The following is a 23326-nucleotide window of genomic DNA, read 5'->3' as shown; positions in this document are numbered from 1 at the left end:
CACGGAGAACGCACCATGGCTCTGATTCTGCTTGTCGAGGACGACGCCCATCAGCAACTCCTCTTCGCCGAAGAACTCCGCGAGGAGGGCTACGATGTCGTGGTGGCAGGCGGCGGCACCGAAGCACTCGAGACCGTGAAGAAGGTGACCCCCGACCTTGTGGTCCTGGACGTGGCAATGCCGGACATGGACGGCATCGAGGCCCTCGGGCGCATCCTGGCCACGAACAACCGCATTCCCATCATCCTCCACACCGCCTATGCCACGTACAAGGACAACTTCATGGCCTGGTCGGCCGACGCCTACGTCGTCAAGTCGTCCGACCTCGCAGAGCTGAAGTCCGAGATCAAGCGCGTGTTGGCCAAGCACGGCGCCCACGAGACCCCGTGACCCCGGAGCCCCCGCATGTCGATCATCACCTCACACGGTCCGCGCCTCAAAGTCATCGCCATGATCCTCGCCGGCGGGCAAGGCGAGCGCCTCTACCCCCTGACCCGCGACCGAGCCAAGCCGGCGGTCCCCTTCGGCGGCACCTACCGCATCATTGACTTCACCCTGTCCAACTGCATCAATTCCGGCATCCGCCGCGTCTTCGTCCTCACCCAGTACAAAAGCAGTTCCCTCGACTACCACATCCACTTCGCCTGGAACATCCTCAGCCACGAACTTGGCGAGTTCATCCGATGCATTCCCCCCCAGCAGCGGATGAGCACCTCCTGGTACCTCGGCACGGCCGATGCCATCTACCAGAACATCTACACGCTCGAGCAGGAGCGCCCCCACCTCACCTTCATCCTCTCCGGCGACCACGTCTACAAGATGAACTACCGCGCCATGCTCGACGCGCACCTGGAGAAGAGCGCCGACCTCACCATCGCCTGCATCCCGGTGCCCAAGGAAGAAGCCAAACGCCTTGGGGTTGCCGTGGTGGACCGCGAATCGCGGATCATAGATTTCAAAGAAAAGGCCGAGGACCCGCCGACTCTCCCGGGCTCCCCAAACCTCTGCCTCGCCTCCATGGGCGTCTATCTCTTCAACACCCCCGTGCTGGTCCGGGAGATCATCGCCGACGCCAAGCGGGACTCGCAGCACGACTTCGGCAAGAACATCATTCCCCACATGATCAAGACCCACGCCGTCTACGCCCACGACTTCAAGGACGAGAACAAGAAGCCCCAGAAGTACTGGCGCGACATCGGCACCCGCGACGCCTACTGGGAGGCCAATCTCGACCTGGTGGAAGTCGACCCTCTCTTCAACCTCTACGACGATGACTGGCCCATCCGCACCGCCCCTCTCCAGGTTCCCCCCGCGAAGACCGTCTTCAACGAGGACGGCCCCCAGGGGCGCCGCGGCATGGTCATCAACTCCCTCATCTCCCCCGGCTGCATCGTCAGCGGCGGCTACGTGGAACGTTCCATCCTCTCCCCCAGCGTTCGCGTGGAGGAAGGCGCCCGCGTCACCGAATCCATCATCATGGACGACTGCACCATCGGCCGCGGCTGCACAATTCACCGCGCCATCATTGACAAGGGAGTTCACATACCCGACGGCACCGTCATTGGCCTCGACCGTGCCGCCGATGCCGCCGCTTATACCGTCACAACCAAGGGGATTGTCGTCGTGCCGCGCGGCAAGCAGTATGCCTGAGGCCCGCGGGCCGCTGCCCCGTCCCCCCAGCCCGCGCACCGCACCAGCCGGCGCCTCGCGCCGCCAACCTGTCCGTGGCGGCGGGTGAGGGATTCGAACCCCCGGACGACATTTCTGCCGTCAACGGTTTTCAAAACCGTCGCCTTCGACCACTCGGCCAACCCGCCAGCAGGCGTCTACGCTGTCAAATCGGCGATTCTCGCCATATGCCATCGAGTATACCACATCGGGCCGTACAGCGCAAGGCGCTGCATTGATGGCCTTCTGTGCTGCCTCGTGCCACCGGACCGCTGCACATGCGCTGCGGGCCAGAGGCAACTGCGCCACGGCCCGGGACCGCTCAGCGTCGTCACTGTGGGAGTAGGTGCCGATGGTCAACGCCGGCGTCGAATGGCGGGCCAGGTCTTGCGCGACACGAGGCGTGGCAACGCGGGCCACTGCCGTTGCGAAGCCGTGCCGCAGCGCGTGGAAGTCACGGTAGCGGCCCTGATGGTCGCGGTAGCACAGGAAGTCGCTTTGCTCCCACCGCGCCCTGTCTTCTGGCCCCGCCTCGGCAAGCCACGCTTCGCGCGCGGCGGCCAGGTCGCGCCGCAGCATCCCCGCCGTGTCGGACGGCAGCGGAAACACCGGCGCGCCCTCTGCCCGCCCCGACAGCCACGCCCGCAGCACGGGCACAACCCCAGGCGGCAACGGCTGACGGTCGAGGCGTCGCCGCTTGCTGCTGCGGGCCGCCACGACCACGGCGGGCGGCTCGGCGTCGAGCCTGAACGACTGCGGAGTCAAAGAGCGCAGCTCATTCGCCCGCAACCCCGTCACGCTCGCCACAACATAGGCCATTGCCCGCACGTCGCCCGCTACCCCCTCGATGGTGGGGCCTTCAAGGGCGGCCCGCACAACCCTTCCGATCTCGTCGTCACTCAGGGGGGCGCGCTCGTGGCGGCGGTCCTCGGCGGCGTTGTAGCCTTGCAGCGGTTTGAGCCGGTCGTCACGGCAGCGGCCCTCCCGCCAGAGCCACGCCGAGAAGGCTTTGACGGCCCGGACGTAGTGCGTGGCGCTCTGCTTCGATAGCCCGCCCTCAATCAGCTTCCCCACGGCGGCTTGGAACGCCGCCGGCAACAGGCTGCTGATGCGCGTGGCCCCCGTCATGTCGAGCAGGCGAGTCACCCGCGCCTTTGTCAGACGGGAATGCTGCGCCGTGCGGCCCGCTGCTTCAAGGGCCTTCTGGTAGTCGGCCAGATGGTCACTCAGCAGCCGGCCCTCTGCCGCCGCCCATTGCCGTTCGCGCGGATCGCCCAGGCCGGCCCGCCGCAACGCCACGTCGGTTTCCCGCTTGCGGGCGATCTGCTCCGCGGCTTCCTTGTCGGCGCACGTTGTTTCCGTGCGCCGTACCCCGTGCTCGTCATAGTAGGCGATCACCCACGGGGCACCCTTGGGGGCCTTGCGCCCCCCGCGCTTGAAGATGGACGCCATGCGTTACCCCTTTCGCCGTTTCCGCGGCCGCTTCACCTCGATCCCAAAGTAGGCGGCCAGCTTGTCCGCGCTGTCCAGGTGAAACGAGCGCTTCCTCGACAGGAAGTTGACCATCGCAGGGTGTTTCACCCCCGTGGCCCGCTCGATTGCCCGCAGCGATTCCGTGCGGCCCTCCAGGGCCTCCCGAAGCAACTCAGCCATCGTGGGTTTCACTTGTCTGGTGTTCATGCTAATCTATGTTACCATACTTCCATTCGCTTGTCAAGTCCGATTCTTTGCGGCCCCGTGCGTCGGACCCCGCCCGAACCCTTGACGCTTGGATTCCACGCCCAGCCTGATACTTGCCCACTTCCCCCATACTTGTCCACTCTCAGGCGTGGGCATGTATGGGCTTTCTGGGCAACTATGCGCCATCGGGCAGCTTCCACAGCACCTTGGACCCACGCCCGAAACCGTCGCGCGGGTGTTCCACGCCGATGCTGTCGGCGGCCCGCCGCACGGTATGCCAGGCGTGGCGGTTCGACTTTGCAGCGGCCACGACCTCAGCCTTTGGCACCGGCCCACCCGCCAGGAAGCCCCGGAGCCAGTCGGCGGCCTCGTCGCGCTCCCGGCGCGTCTCGCGGTCCGCCGGGACGCATGACGCGAGCACCTCGTCAACGGGCACTGTGACGGCGCTCGACTCCCACGCCAGCACGGGCACGCCAGGGGAGTCCGGGGAGTCCTCGACGCGGAAGGCCAGGCCCCCCACGTCGGGCGCAAGGTTCTGCTTCCCCGGCAGCATCAGCACCCGCTTGGGATCGTCGCCGTCGCGCGACAGCACCCAGTAGGCGCGGGCCGCGGCCACGAACCCAAGACTCCCCATCGCGCGGTAGAGCGCCGACTGCCCGCCGCCTTTGCAGAGATGCGTCACAGCCGCCACAGCCACGCCCCGCGCTTCGGCCAGGGCCTTCAACGGCCCGAGCAGGCTTCGCACTTCGGCGTTCCTGTGGCTGTCCACGCCGCCCAGGTAGGCGCTCAGGGGATCAATCACCACAAGGTTGACGCCCCCCGTGTCCTCGATTGCCCGGCTCAGGATGGGAAGGTCCGCCAGGGTGAAGCCCCGTTCCCCGCCACGCTCCCGAACCGAGTCCAGCACCACGATCCGCTCCACGTCGGCCCCCGCCGCATCGAGCCGGGGCCGGATAGTGTCGGCCTTGTCGTCTTCTGCCGACAGCAGGATCACGTTGCCCAGGGGCGCGGGTTCGCCCGCCGCGTCGGGGCCGGGCCAGTGGGCACCTCGAGTCACTCGTGCCGCAATGTCGAGGCTCAGCAGGCTCTTGCCCAGGCCAGGATCGCCGGCGAACAGCGTCAGCTTGCCCAGGGGCACCCGCCACGGCCACACCCAGCGCACCGGCTCGGGGGCCACGTCCGCCATCTTCACCAGCACCGCCTCGGCTCCGCCGCGCCAAGCCCCGTTGCCCGCAGCGGCCACGGCCTCAAGCGCCGTCGCGATCTCGGCATCGTCTGCCGTCAAGTCGGCGGCCCGCTGTGCGGCGCGCTCAGCCGCCTCGATGATCCGCCGCCGTCGCGCGCGGTCAGCCACGATCCGCGCGTAGTGCTCCGCATTCGCCGCAGTGGGCACCTTCTCAAGCAACTCGACCAGCGCATCCGCGCCACCTATGGCTTCAAGCTGGCCCGACGCCTCAAGCGCCGCCGTCATCGTCACGGCGTCCGCCGACCGACCCGCCGCGATCTCTGCGGCCGCCGCCTCGAAGATGCGCCGGTTGCCGTTGAGGTAGAAATCGCCCGCCCCCACGAGCCGCGCCACATCCTCAAACGTGTCGTTGTCAATCAGCAACGACCCGATCACCGCCTGTTCCGCATCCGCGTCGTAGGGGGGAGTCCCGTTGTGGCTCATCGCTTCCCCTCCCCGGCCAGGCCGTCGAGGTACCGTTGAATGTCCGCCACGCGCCAGCGGACGGTTTTCGCCGCCAGCCGCACGGGCCGGGGAAAACCCCCCGTGCCCGCCTCGGCCAGCGCACTCAGCCGCCACACGCTGCGCGGGTGAATCCGCAGCAGCTCTGCCGCTTCCCGAACCGTCGCCAACTCACAGCCCGTTGTTCGCTCAAGCATTGTCGCGCCCTCCCTTCTCTGCCTTCTGTGCGCGTTCCTGCGCGCGCCGCAGCTTCCGCGCCACGCGGGCCAACTCGCGGAAGGCCCGTTCCTCAGCCTTCGTCACCTTGCGGCTCATGGCCGTCTCCTCAGAAAAGGTCTCTCTCCCCTCGACCTCTTCCGAGAAAAGGGGGTAGCGTAAGGACTGGATACCCCCGGTGTCAGCCGCAAGTGATTGGAGAATCACGTCTTGGGAGGAAGGAAAAAAAGCGCAGAAATGCGTAACCTACCCCGAACCGAACCCCCGGCACCCCTACCAGCGCCGGTCCTTCAGCACCGTCCCCCTCGCCGCCGGCCCCAGCGTCTTCACACCTTCGCCCTCGTCCTTGTCAGCAATCAACGACTGCCCCCGCCTGTCCTGCGCCTCACGTATCATCTTGGGCTTCAAGACCGCCGCAACCCCTGCCTTCCGCACCCCTTTTTCGTAAAGCTCCCGAACGCTCTTGGGGTCCTTGAGACCCATGCGCCGCGCGGCTTCCGTGAAGTTCCCCTTGCACTCGCCGACAATCTGCACTGCCTCAAGCTGCCTGACCGTCAGTTTGCTGGCGGCTTCGCTTGCGCGCCTGCGCCGGCGCGGTTTCTTGGAGAGCCCGCCCTTGGGGCTTTGCTCGTATTCTCGATTCAGGGAGTGTTCCTCGACGTTCATCACGTGCCGGAGCTTGGAGCATATGGCATTGGGGGTGGACCCCATGCGCTGCCAGTAGAGCTGCCAGGGCATCCCACGCTGGGCCAGCGGCAACCTGGGCCAGATCCACCTGTCCCTCTTGAATAGACCATCACCAAGCGGATCGTCAGTAAACACCTTGGGCAGGATAGGTCTTGCAGCTTCTTCGAGCCGACACTGTGCTGCGAAGATGGCGCTGGCCGCCGACTCATCCGCGCTTACTACTTCCTGACCTGGAACGAAAGGCGGAACGGACTCGATGGTAACCAGGAGCCGCTTGACGAGGTCACGACCTAAGATTGCCTCGATTTCCCGTGCGATTATCTCGTCGCCCTCCCTCCCCCGAACGTCGGTGCTGAGAGGCACGTTAGGTTCAGTCGCGTCCGTCGTCACCAAAGAGGCGTACCGTTTTACAGCCCCGACAATGAACCGATGAGCCATGAGCAGTCGGAACGCCAGTTTCCCCGCATCTGTCGTTATCGTCAGCCGGTCAAGATCGTCCGAGCTTCTCGCTCTGTCGCCTTGCGACACCTGACCATCGGCAAGTGCGATTGTCCCTACCCGGTTGCATACCGGGCAAGTCACTTGTGCGCCGGCATGCTCGTCCGCCAAGGGGTACACCTTGCCACACTCGCATCGGTAGGGGATCATTGCCACCTCCCTCAACCATGCGCTTGATGCAGCGCGTAACCCAGCCTTCCCGGGCAAGCCACTCGGCAAGCCCACTTCAGGCGTTCAAGGTCTGGCGCCGGCATCGCAACCCCTTCCTTGCGCCCTTGGGAGGACCGGGCCGGGGCAGCGGCAAGGGTATCCGCGTTCGGGAGCGACCCTAGCCCCGGCCCGCGAGATCGCGCGGGCTAGCCCATTGTGGCGCGCCAAGCTCCAATTGTCCAGCGCGACTGCCGCGCGCGTCCCGACCCCTTGACAAGCCGCGTGGGATTCCTAGCGCCATCCCACGCGCTCCGCAAAGTCCCGCAGACGCAGCCCCCCGCCCAACTACCCCTCCCGGCTTCGAGGCGTTGACGCCCCTCTACGCCATAGCATGGATCATGGCCCATGCCCCCTCCCTCTTTCCCCCTCCCCACAAGCGGTGTATCGTTGCGCTATACCCCGAGGTTTCTTCCCGCAGCGGAAGGGCATATAACAGGCACCACCAATCGCGATCCGACTTTTTCCGTTGTGTCCGCGTCTTCCCCTCAATCCGCACACTCATGCACCGGCAAGGCTGATGGGTCAATCGCATCGCGCGGCTTCTGGAACTGCTTGCAGCGCTGGCCATTTCGCGCGGCAAGGGGCCGTCACGGGCGACTGCCCCGCGCACCCTCACCCGTTCGGGACCGCCCCCGCCGCCACGGCCAGAGCGCGCAGCCCGTGGCCGGGCACAGGCGGACTTCGCCCGGCTGCGCCTTGCAGCACCAGAGGCAGTAAGCCCGCAGCGCCTTGAGGGGCGTCCGCTTCGCCTTGCGGCCCCGTGGCCGGTGCCCCGTGCGGTAGTCGTGCAAGGGGCAGCGGGCATCGTCACAGCGCGACGCCAGTTGCGGCCCGCCCACACAATCCTTGCAGCGCTCCCGCAGCGCCCGCAGGCGGAAGCGCAGCCCCGCCGTGGGCGTGGGGGCCGTCCTCGTGGGGCAAGGCAGGGAATGTCGCGCACCCGCCCCCGCGTCGCCTGTAGGCCACGCAGGGGCATCGTGTGGCGTGTGTGGGGGCAGGCAGGCATCGGCGTGGGGAGCGTTCACAGCGCCGCCCTCCCCGCCAGCCGCCGCCCGCACCGCACACGCCGCCACGCCTTGCGGGCGATCCCCGCGTCGGCAGCGCGTCGGGCGTTCACATCCAGGCGCACGACCTCAAGGATCGCCGCCCGTGCCGTGGCCGACAGGTTGCGCCACGCGCCCTTGACCTCGGCCAGATCGGGGGGGCATTTCTTCGCGGACCGCTGCAAATCTGCTGTCAGGCCAGGGGCGGCGCACACGCCACTGCCGCCACAACCTACGGGCACATCTTGGCTTGCGTCTTGTGCATGGGGAGCTTCGCAACGGTTTTCAAAACCGTCGCCTTCGACCACTCGGCCAACCCGCCTCGCTCTGCGCGCCCGCCCAGGGAAGAGCCTACTGGCACACTTCGTCAATCACTTCCTCAGCGACGAAGATGGGCGCCTCCAGCCGCACGGCCAAGGCGATCGCGTCGCTGGGCCGCGAGTCGATCTCGATCGTCTCGCCATCCCTGGAGACGATCAGTTTCGCGAAAAACGTGTTGTCGCGCAACCCGCAGACCTCGATGCGGTCCAGCGAGGCCCCCAGGCGCGTCATCACGCTGGCCAGAAGATCGTGCGTGAGCGGACGCGCCGGCTCGTAGCCTTTGATCTTGCGGTCTATGGCAATCGCCTCCGAGATCCCAATCAGGATCGGGAAGGCGCGCTCGCCGTCCACCTCTTTCAGCACGATCACCTGCGGGTCCGCCGTCTCAGTGATCATGATCTTGACGAGTTCGCACTGAATCATGCTCGCCCCAATCTCGGTTATACTGATGCTCCTTCTGGATTGTACGTTCCCCGCGCGCGAAAGTCAACTTGACTCCTCCCGCGCCGCGCGCTACCGTCCGAGGTGAAGGAAGGCTGCCAAGTGCCAGACACCGGCAACTGCATCGTCATCAAAGGCGCCGCAGAACACAACCTGCGGGGCTTCGATATTGCCATTCCGCGCGACCGGCTGGTCGTGATCACCGGCCTCAGCGGCTCCGGCAAGAGTTCCCTCGCCTTCGACACCGTTTTCGCCGAGGGCCAGAGGCGGTACATCGAGAGCCTCTCCGCCTACGCGCGGCAGTTCCTGGAGCAGATGCCGAAGGCGAACGTCGAGTCCGTGGACGGCCTGCCCCCGACGATCTCGATCGAGCAGCACACCGGGATCGGCAATCCGCGCTCGACGGTGGGAACGACCACGGAGGTCTACGACTACCTCCGCCTCCTCTACGCCCGCGTGGGCGAGCCACATTGCCCCCTGTGCGGCCGGGCCATCCGCCAACAGTCGCCGGAGCAGATCGTCGAGGCGGTTCTCGCCCTGCCGGCGGGCCTGCGCTTCATGGTCCTTGCCCCGATGGCACGCGGCCGCAAGGGCGAGCACAAGGAGCTGATCGACCGCATAGGCCGCGAGGGTCTGGTGCGCGTGAGGGTGGACGGCGAGGTCTACCCGCTGGAAGGAGTGCCCCACCTCGACAAGCGCAAGCCTCACTCGATCGATGCCGTCGTGGACAGGCTGGTGGTTGACCCTCAGCACCGGTCACGGCTCCACGACTCCGTCGAGACCGCTCTCCACCTGGCCGACGGGCTGGTTGTGATCGCGCGAGCCTCGGGGAATCGCTGGGAAGACACCCTCTACAGCCGCCACTACGGCTGCCCCGATTGCGGGGTCAGCCTCGAGGAATTGACCCCCAGGCTCTTCTCATTCAATAGCCCTTACGGCGCCTGTCCGGCGTGCGGAGGTCTCGGCACGTGCCTGGAGTTCGACCCCGACCTCATCGTCCCCGACAAGTCGTTGAGCCTGGCCCAAGGCGCCATCCACCCCTGGCGACGCGGCGAAGCCATGTCGTCCTGGTACAACCGCGCCCTCGAGCGCTTCTGCCGGGACTTCGGTGTCGGCATGACCACTCCCTACGACAAGCTGCCCGCCACGGTGCAGCGTGCCTTGCTTCACGGCGGCGAGCCCGAGGGGGGGGCCGACAACGCCCATCACTTCCGCGGAGTGATCCCCGACCTGCACGAACGCTTCCGCAAGACCGAGAGCGACTCGCTCAAGTCGCGCCTGATGGGCTACATGGGTGAGTTGCCCTGCCGCGAGTGCCAGGGCGCGCGCCTGCGCCCCGAGGCCCGCGCCGTCCAGGTAGGCGGCCGCCACATCCAGGAGGTCGTGGCGTTGCCCATTGCGGATGCGCGCGACTTCCTCCAGGCGCTCGCCCTGCCACCCGAAAAGGCGGCAATCGCCCAGCCGATTCTGCACGAGGCTGTCCAGCGCCTGCAATTCATGATGGACGTGGGGATCGGCTACCTGACCCTCGACCGGGCGAGCAGCAGCCTCTCAGGCGGCGAGGCGCAAAGAATCCGCCTCGCCACCCAAGTGGGGTCGGGCCTGGTCGGCGTGTGCTACGTTCTCGACGAACCGACGATCGGCCTCCACCAGCGCGACGCTGCCCGCCTCATCGCCAGCTTGCGGCGGCTTCAGGAACTCGGCAACTCTGTGATCGTGGTCGAGCACGACGAACTTACCATCCGCAGCGCCGACCACATCATTGACCTCGGGCCTGGAGCCGGCGTCCACGGCGGGAACGTGGTGGCCCAGGGCACTCTCGACCAGATCCTGGCTGCCCCGGCCTCGCTGACGGGCCAGTACCTCTCGGGACGCCTCGCCATTGAGACGCCTCGGAGGCGGCGCCCCGTGTCGAAGGCCCGCGCCTTGGTGGTTCGCAAAGCGGCCGCTAATAACCTGAAGGGGATCGACGTCGCCATCCCTCTCGGCGGCATCGTGTGCGTCACGGGGGTGAGCGGGTCCGGCAAGAGCACCCTTGTCAACGACGTGCTCTACCGGGCACTGATGCGCCACTTCCACGCCAGCCGGGCCAAGCCGGGCAAGCACAAGGGCATCACGGGCATCGAGCAGATTGACAAGGTCATCGTCATTGACCAGTCCCCGATCGGCCGCACGCCCCGCTCCAACCCGGGAACCTACACGGGCGTTTTCGACGATATTCGCCGCATCTTCGCCGGGCTGAAGGAGTCCAGAGTCCGCGGCTACACGGCGGGCCGCTTCAGCTTCAACGTGCGAGGCGGCCGCTGCGACTCCTGTGAGGGCCAGGGCACCAAGCGCATCGAGATGCATTTCCTGCCCGACCTCTACGTCACCTGCGAGACCTGCAAGGGGCGGCGCTACAACCGCGAAACGCTTGACATCCGCTACAAGGGCAAGTCCATCGCCGACGTCCTGGACCTCCAGGTCGAGGAGGCCCTGGCCCTCTTCGACGCTTTCCCCCGGGTCAAGCGCATTCTCGATACCCTGTGCGCCGTTGGCCTTGGTTATGTCGCCCTCGGGCAAGCCAGCACTACCCTCTCAGGCGGAGAGGCTCAGCGCGTGAAGCTCTCCACCGAGCTCGCCAGGGTCTCAACGGGCAACACGCTCTACATCCTGGACGAGCCAACGACGGGCCTGCACTTCGCCGACATCTCCCGCCTCCTCCAAGTCCTCGCGACTCTGGCCGACCGCGGGAACACGGTGCTGGTCATCGAGCACAACCTCGACGTGATCAAGTGTGCAGACTGGGTGATTGACCTGGGCCCGGAGGGCGGCGACGCCGGCGGCCATGTCGTCGCGGAGGGCCCCCCGGAGGCCGTAGCCGGCACCCCGCACTCGTACACAGGCCAGGCCCTCGTCCGCTGCCTTGGTCGCTCGGGGCGCTGCCCCGCGCTGGCCGAAAAATCACGCCTTTCTGGTTGAACATTCGGGGCGATCGTGCTAAGTTAGGGTATTGTCGCAGGGTAGCTGCGCCTGGTGGCCACGACTGCTTCCGAGACCGAGGATGCCCTTCTCGCACCGAGCATTTCATGCGTTTCTCGCTCTCAGCCTTCTCATGCCCGGCTGCGCCCCTGGGTGCCGGCGGAGGGTGCTCCGCGAGGATGCGGCGGAGAAGGCAGACCACGAGGTCTCACAGATTGTCGAGCAACGGCGCGACGCCGTGCCCGGCACGCCGGCCACCGTGAGCATCGAACGGGTTGGCCAGGAGGAACTCGAGCGATTCACCCCGCCACGTCCGAAGGAACCTGGCGAGCTTCCCGCGCCTCAGGACGATACGGAAGCTGCCGAAAGGGGCAATGGCCTCCCTCCCCTGGAAGGCGCTCACCGCCTCACACTGCGCGAGGCCCTCGAGCTGGCGGCCCGCCACAGCCGAGAGTATCAGACACGCGAGGAGGACCTCTACCTGGTCGTCCTGGCACTGACGCGCGAGCGCTTCCGATGGGACCCGCAGTGGACGGGCAGGTTGAGCGCCGGCGCCACCCGCACACCGAACAGCAAGTGGGGGGAGTTCGGGTCTGCCTTCACCTTCAGCCGCCTCCTGGACATGGGGGGCCGATTGACGGCCAGTCTGGCTACCGACCTCGTCCGCTTCTCGACGGGCGACCCGCGCACCACAGCCACATCCTTGCTGGGACTGGAGTTCCTCCAGCCCCTGTGGCGCAACTACGGAAGTCTGGTGGCCAAAGAGGGCCTCACGCAGGCCGAGCGCGACGTGGTGTACGCTCTCCGCACGTTCGCCCACTACCGCAAGAGCTTCTGCGTGGATGTCACCAGCCGGTACTACCGCGTCCTTCAACAGCGCGATACGGTGATGAACCAGTGGAGCAACTACAAGCGCATTCGCCAGTCGCGGACCGATCGTGAGGCGGAGAAGCTGGAGGGCCTCGTGGAGGCCCTCCAGGTGGACCAGATCCGTCAGGACGAGTTGCGCGCCCGGGCGAGCTGGGTGCGGGCCTTGCGACAGTACCGCGAGCAGATCGACCAGTTCAAAGTCTTCCTTGGCCTCCCAGCCGACGCAATCGTGGAACTCGACCCCGTCGAGGGTGATCGCCTCCGTGAGGCCGGGTTGCGCGAGATCACGCTCTCGCCCGATGCCGCCTCGGCCATCGCACTCGAGCGGCGGCTCGACCTCCTGACGGCCATGGACCGGGTCGGTGATGCCGAGCGGGCCGTCGAGATCGCCCGGAACGGCCTGGCCCCGGACGTGGACCTCAAGGTAAGCGCCAGCATCCCGTCCGACCCGCCGACGAATGCCCTCAAGCTGGAGCCGCACCGCGGCACGTACAGCGCGGGGGTCACCGTTGGCCTCCCGCTCCAGCGCCTGGAAGAGCGGAATGTGTACCGAAGCGCGCTCATAGGGCTCGACCGAGCCCGCCGCAGTGCCGACGACCTGCGCGAGAGGATCAAGCTGGAGGTGCGCGAGGCGTCGCGCACCCTTCAGGAGACCAGTGCCACCTATCGCATCGAGCGCGATAGCGTGGCCCTCGCTCAACGCCGCGAGCAGGCCGCCCGAGAGCTCTTCCGCATCGGAGAGGCAATCGCCCGCGACCTTCTCGATGCCAACGAGGCCCTTGTGAATGCTCAGAATGCCCTGACCAGGGCTTTGGTGGACCATATCCTCGCCCGCCTCGCACTCTGGCGCGACACGGAGCTGTTGCGCGTGGACGAGAACGGCGTCTGGCAGGAAGTGACCGATGTCAACCAACAGTAGGGCCAATTCCATTCTCAGCAGCGACGACGAGGCCGTGGGCTTGGCCGGCCTCTTGAGCCCCGCCCGTGAGGCCGGAGCACCGGCCCACGCGGCCCGCTCGCCCATTTCGCTTCCCCGACGGCGCTGGTGGCCGTGGCTGTTGGTCCCCGCCGTTGTTGCGGCGGGAGCCCTGGGGGCTCCCCGGCTGTGGCGCTCGCGCACAGCGGCCCCCACGGCCACACGAGCCACCTACACCGTGCAGCGCGCCGACTTGCCCATTGTCATCCGCGACACTGGGAGCATTGACTCCCTCCAGTCTGAGATCATCAAGTCCAGGGTGGAGGGGATGAACACCATCATCAACCTTGTCCCCGAAGGCACGATCATCACCGAAGAGGACGTGAAGCAGGGCAAGATCCTGGTCGAGCTGGACTCCAAGGATATCCGGGAGAAGCTGAGCCAACAGGAAGTCACCTTCGCCACCGCCGAGGCCACGTACAAGCAGGCCAAGGAGTCTTACGACATCGAGAAGAGCGCAGGGGAAAGCAAGATCAAGCAAGGGGAACTTGACGTACGCTTCGGGAAGATGGATCTCCAAGCCTATGTGGGCCAGAAGCTTGCTGAAGACGCCCTCGAAGGGCGTGGAGACTTGGCCGCCTTGGCCGCCCGCCTGTGCACCGACGCCATCAACGACCGCCGGGCCGTGGAGGCGGAAGTCGCCCGTTCGCTCGTCGAAGTGGAGAAGGCCCTCAAGGAGCCCGCCTCGGAGAGCGGTGACGCGGGGCCTCGAGGCAAACAGGACGCTCAGGGGAAGTCCGCCCGGAAGGAGGCGGCGGAGGGCGGCCGCTCGGCCATTGCGGGAGCGGCTGCCCAGGCCGAGAGCCTGGACGAGCTCCTCGGCGGGACAGCCCTCCAGAAGACGCGCAAGTTCGAGGCCGACATCGGGCTGGCCTTCGAGGAGTTCAAGCGGGCAGCCGACAAAGTGGCCAGCTACGCACGGCTGCGGCACCTCGGAATCAAGAGCTCGCAGCAACTCGAGGCCGAGCAGCTCGCCTTGATGCGCGCGCGCATTGCCCTTGACCAGGCTCTCACCGCGCGGGAACTCTACCTGCGCTACGATCTGCCCAAGGAGGCCGAGAAACTCCTCTCCGGCTACCGCGAGACCCAGCGCGAGTTGGAGCGCATCAAGGCCCGCGCACGCAGCGCCCTCGCCGGCTACGAGGCCGAGGTCAAGTCGTCCGAGTCCAAGTACCTCCTCCAGAAGGACCGCCTCGAGAAGCTGCGGACTCAGCTCGAGAATTGCACGATGCGCGCGACGAAACCCGGCCTGGTCGTCTACGCGACCTCGGGCTCGGGGCGTCACTGGTCGGGCACCCCGATTGAGACGGGAGCGACCGTTCGGGAGCAGCAGGAGATCATCAAGATGCCCGATCTCACGTCGCTCGCCGTCAACATTCGCGTTCATGAGACCGTGGTGGACAAAGTCAAGCGTGACCAGAACGCGCGGATCACGGTGGATGCGTTCCCGAACCGGCGGTTCACGGGCAAGGTCCTTAAGGTGGCTATCCTGCCCAACACCTCCTCGTCCTGGATCAACCCGGACCTCAAGGAGTATGACACCCAGGTAAGCATCGAGGGCGACCTGACGGGGCTGAAGCCGGGCATGTCGGCCAATGTCGAGATCGACGTCAAGACCCTCAAGAACGTGCTCCAGGTGCCCGTGCAGGCCGTAGGCGCGCGGCGCGGCAGAACCATCGTATACGTTCTCAGGAGCGACGGTTCCGAGGAGCCACGCGACGTGGTGACCGGCGAGTCCAATGACCAGACGGTGGAGATTGCCGCTGGGCTTGCCGCAGGCGAGCTCGTGCTCCTCGAGGCCCCGCAGACGGCCCCGTCCAAGGAGGAGGAGGAAGCAACCAAGAAGGAAGACGAGTTGAACGGTGACGCGCCGCCTGTGCCCCCCCCTGGGCGCGACCCCGGGCCGCGCGATTCGGGGGATCGGCGCCCCGAGGGACCCGGCGGCAAGCCCCCACGCACGGACCGCAAGCGCCCGAGGGCCTCTTCAGAATCCCACGATTCAGCCAAGCCGGGGGGCACGGGATAGTCGAATGGCGATTGCCGAGGTCTGCGGGCTGGTGAAGACCTACAGGATGGGGCCGGTGCTCGTGCCCGCCCTCCGCGGGGTCTCTCTTGCCATCGAGGAGGGGGCCTACCTGGCCATCATGGGACCCTCCGGCTCGGGGAAGTCCACCTTCCTCAACATCCTCGGGTGCCTGGACACGCCGACTGCCGGCTCCTACTTCCTCGGCGGCGAGGATGTGGCCAGGCTGAGCGACGCTGAGCTCTCCGATGTGCGATGTCGGCGCCTGGGCTTCATCTTCCAGTCCTACAACCTCATCCAACAGCTCTCCGTGCTGGAGAACATCGAGGTGCCGCTCTACTATCAAGGCTGGTCGGCGCGCGAGTGCCGTCGGCGCTCCGAGGCGCTGGCCGAGCTGGTGGGCCTGGGCGACCGCCTCCACCACCGCCCCTCCGAACTCTCGGGCGGACAGCAGCAGCGTGTTGCCATCGCCCGCGCCATGTCGAATGACCCGCTGATCATCCTGGCCGATGAGCCGACCGGCAACCTCGACACAGCCACGGGCAAGGAGATCCTGGCTCTGCTTGACCAGCTCAATGGCCAGGGTAAGACGATTATCATGGTCACCCACGACCCTGCCATCGCCACACGGGCGCACCGCACGGTGCGCTTCAGAGATGGCCTCATCGTGGATGACTCCGCATAGGGGCAGCGCGGGGCCGTGAGCCTTGCGTCCCCGCGTCGCCATCGCTGCGTACTCAGGTGCCGCATGCTGGGTTTCAGGGTTCGACGCACGATTCGGATGGGCTTGAAGAGCCTGTGGCTCCACAAGCTGCGCTCGGCTCTCACTGCCTTGGGCATCATCTTCGGCGTTTGTTCCGTGATCGCCATGCTCGCCATCGGCGAGGGCGCAAGCTTCGAAGCCCAGGAACAGATTCGCCAGCTCGGCAGCAACAACATCATCGTCCACAGCGTCAAGCCGCCCGAGGAAACGAGCATGAGCGCACAGCAGACCCGCTCGCTTCGCTACGGGTTGACCTATGTGGACGCCGAGCGCATCCAGTCCACGGTGCCCAACGTTGAGGTCGTCGTGCCCGCCCGGAATATTCCCAAGCACATCCGGAGTTGGAAGCGGCGCGTGGATGGCAACCTGGTGGGCACCGTGCCATGGTTCCGCGAGGTGGCCAATCGCACCCTGCTGCGTGGCCGGTTCATCTCGACGCTCGACATGCACCGCCAGAGCGCTGTTTGCGTGCTCAACGAGCCGGTGGCGCGCGAGCTGTTCCCGCTGGAGGACCCGATAGGCCAGACCGTGCGGGCAAGCACCGACTCCTATGAGGTCGTCGGCATCCTCCGGGCGTCCACAGTGACCGCCCCCAGCTCCTCCAACAAGGCCGCAGGGGCCGGAATGGAAGTCTACATCCCCATGACCACGGCGCAGTCGCGGTACGGCGACACCATCTTCCATCGCCGGAGCGGCAGCTTCGAGGCAACCACCATTCAGCTACACACCATCTACGTCCGGGCGCCGCGCCTGGACGATGTGATGCCCGCGGCCAAGGCGGTGGAGCGCCTCCTGGCTCACGCACACGCGAAGAAGGATTACGAGGTCGTCGTCCCCCTCGACCTCATGGAGCGGGCCAAGGCCACGAAGCGTATCTTCAGCATCGTGCTCGGCTCCATCGCCGCCATTTCGTTGCTCGTGGGCGGCATCGGGATCATGAACATCATGCTCGCCACTGTGACCGAGCGGACGCGCGAAATCGGCATCCGGCGCGCCTTGGGCGCCAGGCGTCGAGACATCATCACCCAGTTCATGGCCGAGACCACCCTCCTCTCCTCCACGGGCGGCCTGCTCGGCGTGGCCCTCGGCGTGGTGATCCCCTACCTCGTCACGCGATTCGCCGGCATGCTGACCATTGTGACGGTGGGCGCATCCACTCTCGCCTTCTCCATCTCGGTTGCAATTGGCCTGGTCTTCGGCATCTACCCTGCCTATCGCGCCGCTGTCATGGACCCCATCGAGGCCCTGCGTCACGAGTGAGCGGGGCGTCAGGGCTTCCCCTGCTTCCGCGGGTAGTTCGGGCTGTAGAGCAGGCCGCGAGGTCGCAGGGCAAGATCGCCATTTGCGAGAAACGGCGCGCCCCGCTCGCCCAGGTGCTCGATCAGCCGCTCGCGCCAGAGGCGCAGCGTGGCGGCATGTGCGGGGTCGGAGGCCAGGTCGTTCAGCTCGCCTGGGTCGGCCGCCAGGTCGAAGAGCTGCTGCTCGCCGTGCATGGCGTGGAAGATGTACTTCCAGCGGCCGTCGGTGAGGGCGTTCCAGTGGTTCTCGGAGGCGTAGCAGACGTCGTGCTCCAGGTCAATCCACTCGCGCCAGCCCTGCGTCTTGCCCCGAACGAGGTCGAGCATCGAACGTCCATCGAAGCGCTTGGGGTCGGCCTCGACGCCCGCGGTGTCGAGGAATGTGGGCAACACATCGCGCAGCTCGACCGGCTGGTGCAGCACTTGCCCGCGTTTCGCGTCGAGGAAGTTGCTGCCCCAGCGGATGAGCATGGGGATGCGGGCCGAAGCTTCGTATGCGTATGTCTTGCGCCAGAGGTGGTGGTCGCCCGTCATGTCGCCGTGGTCGCTGGTGAACAGGATGAGCGTGTCCTCCAGCCAGCCGCGCTTCTCCAACGCATCCAGGATGCGGCCTATCTGCTCGTCAATGAAGCTCACAGAGCCGTAGTAGCCCTGGCGCGAGCGGCGGACCTGCTCCGCGCCCAGGTCGCCGCGCCAGGTATCGGCGGGGAGCTTCGCCCCACGCATCGCATGCCGCTCCGCCCACTTGCCCACCACGGCGTTCGGCAGGTTAGCGCCCTCGTAGAGCTTCCAGAACCGCTCGGGCGGGTCGTAGGGGCTGTGGGGACGGGCGAAGGAGACCTTGAGGAAGAACGGCTCATCCCCCTTGTGGGACTGAAGGAACTCGACCGCCCTGTCGCCCGTCCAGCGGGTCGGGTGGAGGCGTTCGTCGAGTGCATAGGGCTTCGCGGCATAGTCGTTCCAGCCGATCCCAGTCGCGTCGGGGTCGAGGTCGGGTGCCTCCTGGCGAAACCACGCTCGGCAGTCGCTCACGAAGTCCTTCGACTCCACGCGCCCCGATTCGTCGAGCATGGTCCTATGGAAGCCGTGGAGGTTGCGTTGCGGGGACCAGTGCATCTTGCCGATGCCTAGGGTCTGGTAGCCCGCCTCGCGGAGCATCTTCGGCTTCTCGTTGCGATAGGCGTCGGCCACGGCACCATAGCCGAGCATCCCGTGATGCCAGGGCGAAAGCCCGGTCAGCAGTCCCGCGCGGGCCGGCGTGCACGAGGGCGTCGAGGTATAGGCGCAGCGGAAGAGCACACCCTCGTGCGCGATGCGGTCGAGGTTCGGCGTGCGGATGACCCTGTTGCCATCGGCCCCGATGCAATCGCCCCGGTGCTGGTCGGTCATCAGGAACAGGATGTTCGGGCTCTTTCGTATGGCTTTGGTGCCATCGGCTCCGATGGCGGGCATGGCAATGCCGCCCAGTCCCACCTGAAGTGCCGTGCGGCGGCTGAGCGGCTTCGGTTTGCCCATCCCGCTACCTCCGCATTAGTTCCACGATCCTATTCGCCAGCAGGTCGCGCCAGTGGTCCATCTTGTTGGCCTGGCGGCCCTCTTCCCAGAAGTCGTTGACGAGGTCGCGGCCGCCGGTGCCCTGGTTGGCGAGGGTCTCGGTGCGAATCTGGGCGAGGAGGCCGCTGATGTCCTTGCCCGCGGCCTTGGCGACGGCCTTGGCGGTCTCGATATAGCGGCGGTCGTCCCAGGCCTCGCGCAGCTCTTCGTAGTCGGGCGTCAGGATGGTGTCGAAGGGGGAGCACCAGGCATACTGCCAGTTCGAGCCTTCGGTGATGTCGAAGCGCCGTCCCCAATTGTAGGCCCAGCAGAGGGAGCCGGTGGATTCCCAGGCGGCGAAGTAGAAGCCGAACCCGAACCGGCGGCTGCGGTTGCCCGAATACTGCCAGAAGATCTTCCCCGCCTTCCGCACCTTGTCGCCAAGCTCGTGGTCCTCCTCGATGGCGTTGGTACAGATCACATCGCAGTCTGGGATGAAGATCTCGCCCACCCGCCCGTCGGTGCCGTGGACCTTGCGGTGGAAGTTGCGGTGCATCGAGATGTAGACCTTCGTGCCGGGCACGGCCTCGTGGATGAGGGCGCAGGCGTCCTTGAAGTGGTCGCGTATCCACGGCCCGCAGCCGATGGCGAACTTGTAGTTCTTGTCGGCCCGCGGCTCGGGATAGCTCCACTTCGCCGGCTCGTCGAACGGCGTGAAGATCAGCTCGGGCCAGCTTCTCTCCTTCGCGTGCGCAACCACGTCCTTGAGCCACTGGGCGTAGTGGGGCCGCACCTCGGGCAGCACCTTGCCGCGGAACTCCTGCGAGCCGGCTTTCTTGAAGAACTCATCGCGCGGGCCGACGGCCAGGCCGTAGAGGTCGCGCTCCATTGAGAGCGTCATGGGGAAGCCATTCGGATTGCCGCCCAGGAACCACACGATGGCGCCCTGGCCGTTCTCCCTCGCCAGCTTCATCCAGTCATCAAGATAGTGGAAGTCGAGGGCGATCTTGCTGCCCGCCTTCTTCATCTCGGGCTGGACGCCTGCGAACCAGAGGTTGACCATGTTGTGGTTGTGTTCGCGCATCGTGGCCATTTCGCCGGCCGATGGGAGGCCGGTCACGCAGCCGCCCATTCGCAGCCCCGCCTCGTCCATCGTGAGGAGCGTGATAGGCAGCACCTCCACCTGGATGGGCAACTCCGCGGTGTGCGGCCCCGCGGTGATGGTCACCTTGCCGCGGTACTTCCCCGGCTGGCTCGCCTCGCCAAGGGTGTGGACGGTGATCCAGAACCAGGCCGACTGCCCCTTCTTGATCGCAGCGGGGAAGGCGGGCCAGAGGCGCTGCGGCGCCCAGGCGAGGGCCTTCCCCTTCGGCTCCAGGGCATACTCGATGGTGTGGCGGCGAATCTCGCACGCCAGCTTGCCCGCAGGGCCGGTCAGCTCCGACGCGGTGAACTCCACACCGCGCAGGTCCTCTTGGGCGTAGACGGCGAAGGTGCCCGGCTCGAACTCGTTGCGGGCCATTCGCACGTGAATGGTCGCCCCCACCTCGCCCTTCTTGGGCGCGCTGTTAGGGCAGATGCGGTCGTAGTAGGCGCGGACGTAGGGCACAACGGCTTTGCCCTTGAACGCATCTGGGATGTCGGGCGTCTCGTCGGCGCCCATCTGCTCCGCCGTGGCCGCCTTGGCCGCCTGGGCCTTGGCCACCCAGGCCCGCGATTCGGCCTCGTAGCGCGCCTGGTCCTCGGGCAGCTTCGCCTCGCGGACCTCGATCTTTGAGATCGGCACGTCCGCCGGCGCGCGGAATGCGAACTCGGCCGCCTGCGTGCCCTTCGGTGAGATCACCAGGTCCCAACTCGCGGGAACGTGAGCCACCTTCCACTGGGCGTCCCCCTCCCCTCCGAACCGATGGAGCTCGGTGCGGCCATAGTAGCTGCCGAGCGCCCCGAAGGACTCCGCGATGGTCGGCGCGTCCGCAACGTCCTTGAATGTGACCTCGAGGATGTAGTGCACGCCTTTGGGCGGCCTCGGTCCTTCGCTCCACCAGGCGGGGAGGCGCACCCAGGCATCCCTGCCTCTCAGGGCCGATCGGTAGGCGCGCTGTCCCTCCCGCTCCAGCGCACCCCATGCCCCTGCGTTCAGCTCCTGGATGTCGGCGACAGACATCTGGACCGGCAGACCGCCCGCCCACGCACTGCCCGCCAGGAGAATCGCCACGAGCGCTCCTGTGCAACTCTTCATATCAAGGTCTCTCCGTCGCCTCGGCGTTGGGGGTCTCAGGGTCTGACCTCCGGCCCTGACGCGCCTTGTGAGCACGGGCTGCCTTGGGCACCTTGCGATAATAGTCCGTCGTCCGGCACGCGTCAAGTGGAGAGGGGCTGGCACGTCCCTGGACCGAGGCTTCGGTGACTCCTGAGCCCAGGAGCCGTTGCCGGCAGACGGCCGACAGTCTGGTTTGACCGCCGGCGACGATGCAGGTAACCTACGGGCTATGAGGCAAGGCTTCGCTGGCGTAGCAGAACATGGCTTCACCGTTCGAGCGCTGCTCATCGGCGCCGCGCTGTCGGTGTTCCTCAACATCGCCTGCCCGTACTCGGTGCTGGTGATGCAGACGGCGGGTCTGACCTCCGACTACATCACCGCCGGCGCGATGATGCTGCTCTTCGTGCTCGTGTTGATCGTGAATCCCGTGCTCAAGCTGCTCTTCGGGCGCAACGCCCTCTCGACCCACGAGCTGCTGCTGATCTACATCATGATGATCGTGGCCTCGGCGATCCCGACGTGGGGGCTTGTGACGAACATGTTCCACATCCTCACGCGGCCGTTCTACTACGCCACGCCGGAGAATGCTTGGGCCGAGATGATTGTGCCGCACATCCCGAGCTGGGTGGCGCCCCGCGACCCGCAGGTGGCCTACTACTTCTACAACGGCCTGCCACGCGGCGAGTCGATCCCGTGGGGAGCCTGGGCGATGCCGCTCCTCTGGTGGACGGCGCTCATGGTGGCCATCTACTTCGTAATGATCTGCCTCATGGTCATCGTGCGCAAGCAGTGGGTCGAGCACGAGCGGCTCACCTTTCCCCTTACCCACCCTCCCATGGAGCTGCTGAAGGGAAACCAGGAGAAGCTCGTGCCCCCTATCTTCCGCACGTGGAAGTTCTGGGTGCCGTTCCTTCTCGCCTTCTTTTTCATCAGCAACGATGCGATTCGTTACCGGTATCCCGCGTTCCCGGAAATCAAGCTGTACGATGCGCTGCCCTTCTTCCGCCGCACCGTGTGGATTGTCTTCTTCTGGAACTTCTCAGTCATCGGGGTCACCTACTTCATCAACCTGAACGTCGCCGCGAGCATCTGGATCTTCTGCCTCCTCGCCAGGATTCAGACAGGGATCTTCAAGACCGTGGGGGTGACGGTGGGTGGACGGCACGAGTGGCTCACCGGCAGCAGCCCAGCCACGGCGCACCAGGCGTTCGGGGCGCTCATCGTGCTAACGGCCGCCGTGCTGTGGCGGGCGCGATTCCACATCCGCGACGTCCTGCGCAAGGCGTTTCTCAACGCGCGGGACGTGGACGACTCGGGCGAGATCATGTCCTACCGCAGCGCGGTGGTGGGCACGCTCGTCGGCGTAGCGTTCATCTGTGGCTGGTACCACGCGTCGGGCCTGTCGTGGCTGGCGGCGTTCGTGTTTCTGGCCGTGGCTTACCTGATCTTCTTCGGGATCACGCGGGTGATCGCGGTGGGGGGCATGGGGTTCACCTCGGCGCCCATGCTGCCCCAGCTCTTCATGGTCTACGGGATCGGGCCGGAATTCCTCGGCACCAAGGGCCTCGTGCAGATGGCCTTTCAGTACAGCTGGGCGGCGGAGTACCGCACGTCGGTGATGACCTCGAGCATTCACGGAATGAAGCTGGCCCACGAGTGCAGGGGCCGCCCGCGTCGGGTGCTCCTGGGGATGCTGGTGGCCATGGTGGCGGGCATGGCCGGCGCCGTCTGGATCACGATGCATCTGAACTACACGCGAGGCGGAGCCAACATGCGCCAGTTCGGCGTGCCCACACTGGCCTACCAGTTCGTCGAGCACCACTTGCGGAACCCGGTGGAGACGAGCTGGATCTGGCAGCGCTGGGGCTATACGGCGTTCGGCGGGGCGGTGATGTGGGTGCTGGTGTTCCTGAGCCACCGTTTCGCCTGGTGGCCGATCCACTACGTTGGTTTCGTGATTGGCGATTGCTGGGTCACGGGCGTGGTGTGGTGGAGCGTGTTCCTGGGCTGGCTGGCGAAGCTGGTGATCATGCGGTCGGGCGGGGCCGTGGCGTACCGCCGCTGCATGCCGATCTTTATGGGCATGATCTTCGGGCAACTCATGTGCGGCGCGTTCTGGATGATCGTGGATGCGATCGCGGGGAACGTGGGCTTCCTCGTCTACATCGGCTCGCCGTAGCCGGCGGCGCCA

Annotated in this window: 17 protein-coding genes and 1 tRNA gene; 8 read left to right on the top strand and 10 right to left on the bottom strand. The window is 66.4% G+C overall.

The window, feature by feature from the left end; translation table 11 throughout:
- Positions 1–15: 15 nt before the first annotated feature.
- Together PLE19_06530 and glgC are read left to right on the top strand one after the other, a co-directional pair.
- Positions 16–390, top strand: a complete 375-nt coding sequence (locus PLE19_06530) for a response regulator (GenBank protein HPD14583.1) — start codon at positions 16–18, stop codon at positions 388–390.
- 15 nt (positions 391–405) lie between these two features.
- On the top strand, positions 406–1650 hold the full coding sequence (gene glgC / locus PLE19_06525) for a glucose-1-phosphate adenylyltransferase (protein HPD14582.1): 1245 nt from the start codon (positions 406–408) through the stop codon (positions 1648–1650).
- A gap of 75 nt (positions 1651–1725) precedes the next feature.
- Here the strand turns inward: glgC and PLE19_06520 are convergent.
- The 8 genes from PLE19_06520 to PLE19_06485 form a co-directional block, all read right to left on the bottom strand.
- Positions 1726–1817: transfer RNA gene (locus PLE19_06520), tRNA-Ser, on the bottom strand.
- 1306 nt (positions 1818–3123) lie between these two features.
- Positions 3124–3321: a hypothetical protein gene (locus PLE19_06515; GenBank protein ID HPD14581.1), complete on the bottom strand. Its 198-nt coding sequence runs from the start codon at positions 3319–3321 to the stop codon at positions 3124–3126.
- Positions 3322–3523: 202 nt separating this feature from the next.
- Positions 3524–5017 carry an AAA family ATPase gene (locus PLE19_06510; protein HPD14580.1) on the bottom strand — a complete coding sequence of 498 codons (1494 nt, stop codon included), beginning with the start codon at positions 5015–5017 and terminating at the stop codon, positions 3524–3526.
- Positions 5014–5232: a hypothetical protein gene (locus PLE19_06505; GenBank protein HPD14579.1), complete on the bottom strand. Its 219-nt coding sequence runs from the start codon at positions 5230–5232 to the stop codon at positions 5014–5016. The genes PLE19_06510 and PLE19_06505 overlap by 4 nt, the downstream gene beginning before the upstream one ends.
- Complete coding sequence (locus PLE19_06500) at positions 5225–5350, bottom strand: hypothetical protein (protein ID HPD14578.1); 126 nt, start codon at positions 5348–5350, stop codon at positions 5225–5227. The genes PLE19_06505 and PLE19_06500 overlap by 8 nt, the downstream gene beginning before the upstream one ends.
- A 174-nt stretch (positions 5351–5524) precedes the next feature.
- On the bottom strand, positions 5525–6586 hold the full coding sequence (locus PLE19_06495; protein ID HPD14577.1) for a hypothetical protein: 1062 nt from the start codon (positions 6584–6586) through the stop codon (positions 5525–5527).
- A 1081-nt stretch (positions 6587–7667) separates the two neighbouring features.
- Positions 7668–7874, bottom strand: coding sequence for a hypothetical protein (locus tag PLE19_06490; protein ID HPD14576.1), 207 nt, complete (start codon positions 7872–7874; stop codon positions 7668–7670).
- 166 nt (positions 7875–8040) lie between these two features.
- Positions 8041–8433, bottom strand: coding sequence for a bifunctional nuclease family protein (locus PLE19_06485; GenBank protein HPD14575.1), 393 nt, complete (start codon positions 8431–8433; stop codon positions 8041–8043).
- A 120-nt stretch (positions 8434–8553) separates the two neighbouring features.
- On the opposite strand from PLE19_06485, the gene uvrA reads away from it, so the two are divergent.
- The 5 genes from uvrA to PLE19_06460 all read left to right on the top strand — a co-directional run bounded on the left by uvrA (position 8554) and on the right by PLE19_06460 (position 17304).
- Entirely contained in the window at positions 8554–11412 is a 2859-nt protein-coding gene (gene uvrA, locus PLE19_06480; protein ID HPD14574.1) for an excinuclease ABC subunit UvrA, read from the top strand.
- A 166-nt stretch (positions 11413–11578) separates the two neighbouring features.
- The gene (locus PLE19_06475; protein ID HPD14573.1) at positions 11579–13201 is read left to right on the top strand and encodes a TolC family protein; all 1623 of its coding nucleotides are present in this window, start codon (positions 11579–11581) and stop codon (positions 13199–13201) included.
- Positions 13185–15284 (top strand): efflux RND transporter periplasmic adaptor subunit, encoded by a 2100-nt coding sequence (locus PLE19_06470; protein ID HPD14572.1) that lies wholly within the window; start codon positions 13185–13187, stop codon positions 15282–15284. Before PLE19_06475 ends, PLE19_06470 begins: the two co-directional genes overlap by 17 nt.
- Before the next feature lie 4 nt (positions 15285–15288).
- On the top strand, positions 15289–15966 hold the full coding sequence (locus PLE19_06465; protein ID HPD14571.1) for an ABC transporter ATP-binding protein: 678 nt from the start codon (positions 15289–15291) through the stop codon (positions 15964–15966).
- A 96-nt stretch (positions 15967–16062) separates the two neighbouring features.
- Positions 16063–17304 carry an ABC transporter permease gene (locus PLE19_06460; GenBank protein HPD14570.1) on the top strand — a complete coding sequence of 414 codons (1242 nt, stop codon included), beginning with the start codon at positions 16063–16065 and terminating at the stop codon, positions 17302–17304.
- 8 nt (positions 17305–17312) lie between these two features.
- Here PLE19_06460 and PLE19_06455 read toward each other — a convergent pair whose 3' ends face one another.
- Positions 17313–18857: an arylsulfatase gene (locus tag PLE19_06455; GenBank protein ID HPD14569.1), complete on the bottom strand. Its 1545-nt coding sequence runs from the start codon at positions 18855–18857 to the stop codon at positions 17313–17315.
- 4 nt (positions 18858–18861) lie between these two features.
- Positions 18862–21114, bottom strand: coding sequence for a hypothetical protein (locus PLE19_06450; protein HPD14568.1), 2253 nt, complete (start codon positions 21112–21114; stop codon positions 18862–18864).
- 250 nt (positions 21115–21364) lie between these two features.
- On the opposite strand from PLE19_06450, the gene PLE19_06445 reads away from it, so the two are divergent.
- Positions 21365–23314 (top strand): hypothetical protein, encoded by a 1950-nt coding sequence (locus tag PLE19_06445; protein ID HPD14567.1) that lies wholly within the window; start codon positions 21365–21367, stop codon positions 23312–23314.
- Positions 23315–23326: the final 12 nt, after the last annotated feature.

It is taken from the genome of Planctomycetota bacterium, from assembly GCA_035384565.1.
Lineage (GTDB): Bacteria > Planctomycetota > PUPC01 > DSUN01 > DSUN01 > DAOOIT01.
This window is presented reverse-complemented; position numbering and strand designations above follow the sequence as displayed.

Excerpts from the sequence above, each read along its gene's own strand:
- PLE19_06530 (HPD14583.1), top strand. The coding sequence starts at position 16 with ATGGCTCTGATTCTGCTTGTCGAGGACGACGCCCATCAGCAACTCCTC.
- glgC (HPD14582.1), top strand. The coding sequence starts at position 406 with ATGTCGATCATCACCTCACACGGTCCGCGCCTCAAAGTCATCGCCATG.
- PLE19_06515 (HPD14581.1), bottom strand. The coding sequence starts at position 3,321 with ATGGCTGAGTTGCTTCGGGAGGCCCTGGAGGGCCGCACGGAATCGCTG.
- PLE19_06510 (HPD14580.1), bottom strand. The coding sequence starts at position 5,017 with ATGAGCCACAACGGGACTCCCCCCTACGACGCGGATGCGGAACAGGCG.
- PLE19_06505 (HPD14579.1), bottom strand. The coding sequence starts at position 5,232 with ATGCTTGAGCGAACAACGGGCTGTGAGTTGGCGACGGTTCGGGAAGCG.
- PLE19_06500 (HPD14578.1), bottom strand. The coding sequence starts at position 5,350 with ATGAGCCGCAAGGTGACGAAGGCTGAGGAACGGGCCTTCCGCGAGTTG.
- PLE19_06495 (HPD14577.1), bottom strand. The coding sequence starts at position 6,586 with ATGATCCCCTACCGATGCGAGTGTGGCAAGGTGTACCCCTTGGCGGAC.
- PLE19_06485 (HPD14575.1), bottom strand. The coding sequence starts at position 8,433 with ATGATTCAGTGCGAACTCGTCAAGATCATGATCACTGAGACGGCGGAC.
- PLE19_06470 (HPD14572.1), top strand. The coding sequence starts at position 13,185 with ATGTCAACCAACAGTAGGGCCAATTCCATTCTCAGCAGCGACGACGAG.
- PLE19_06465 (HPD14571.1), top strand. The coding sequence starts at position 15,289 with ATGGCGATTGCCGAGGTCTGCGGGCTGGTGAAGACCTACAGGATGGGG.
- PLE19_06460 (HPD14570.1), top strand. The coding sequence starts at position 16,063 with ATGGGCTTGAAGAGCCTGTGGCTCCACAAGCTGCGCTCGGCTCTCACT.
- PLE19_06455 (HPD14569.1), bottom strand. The coding sequence starts at position 18,857 with ATGGGCAAACCGAAGCCGCTCAGCCGCCGCACGGCACTTCAGGTGGGA.
- PLE19_06450 (HPD14568.1), bottom strand. The coding sequence starts at position 21,114 with ATGAAGAGTTGCACAGGAGCGCTCGTGGCGATTCTCCTGGCGGGCAGT.
- PLE19_06445 (HPD14567.1), top strand. The coding sequence starts at position 21,365 with ATGAGGCAAGGCTTCGCTGGCGTAGCAGAACATGGCTTCACCGTTCGA.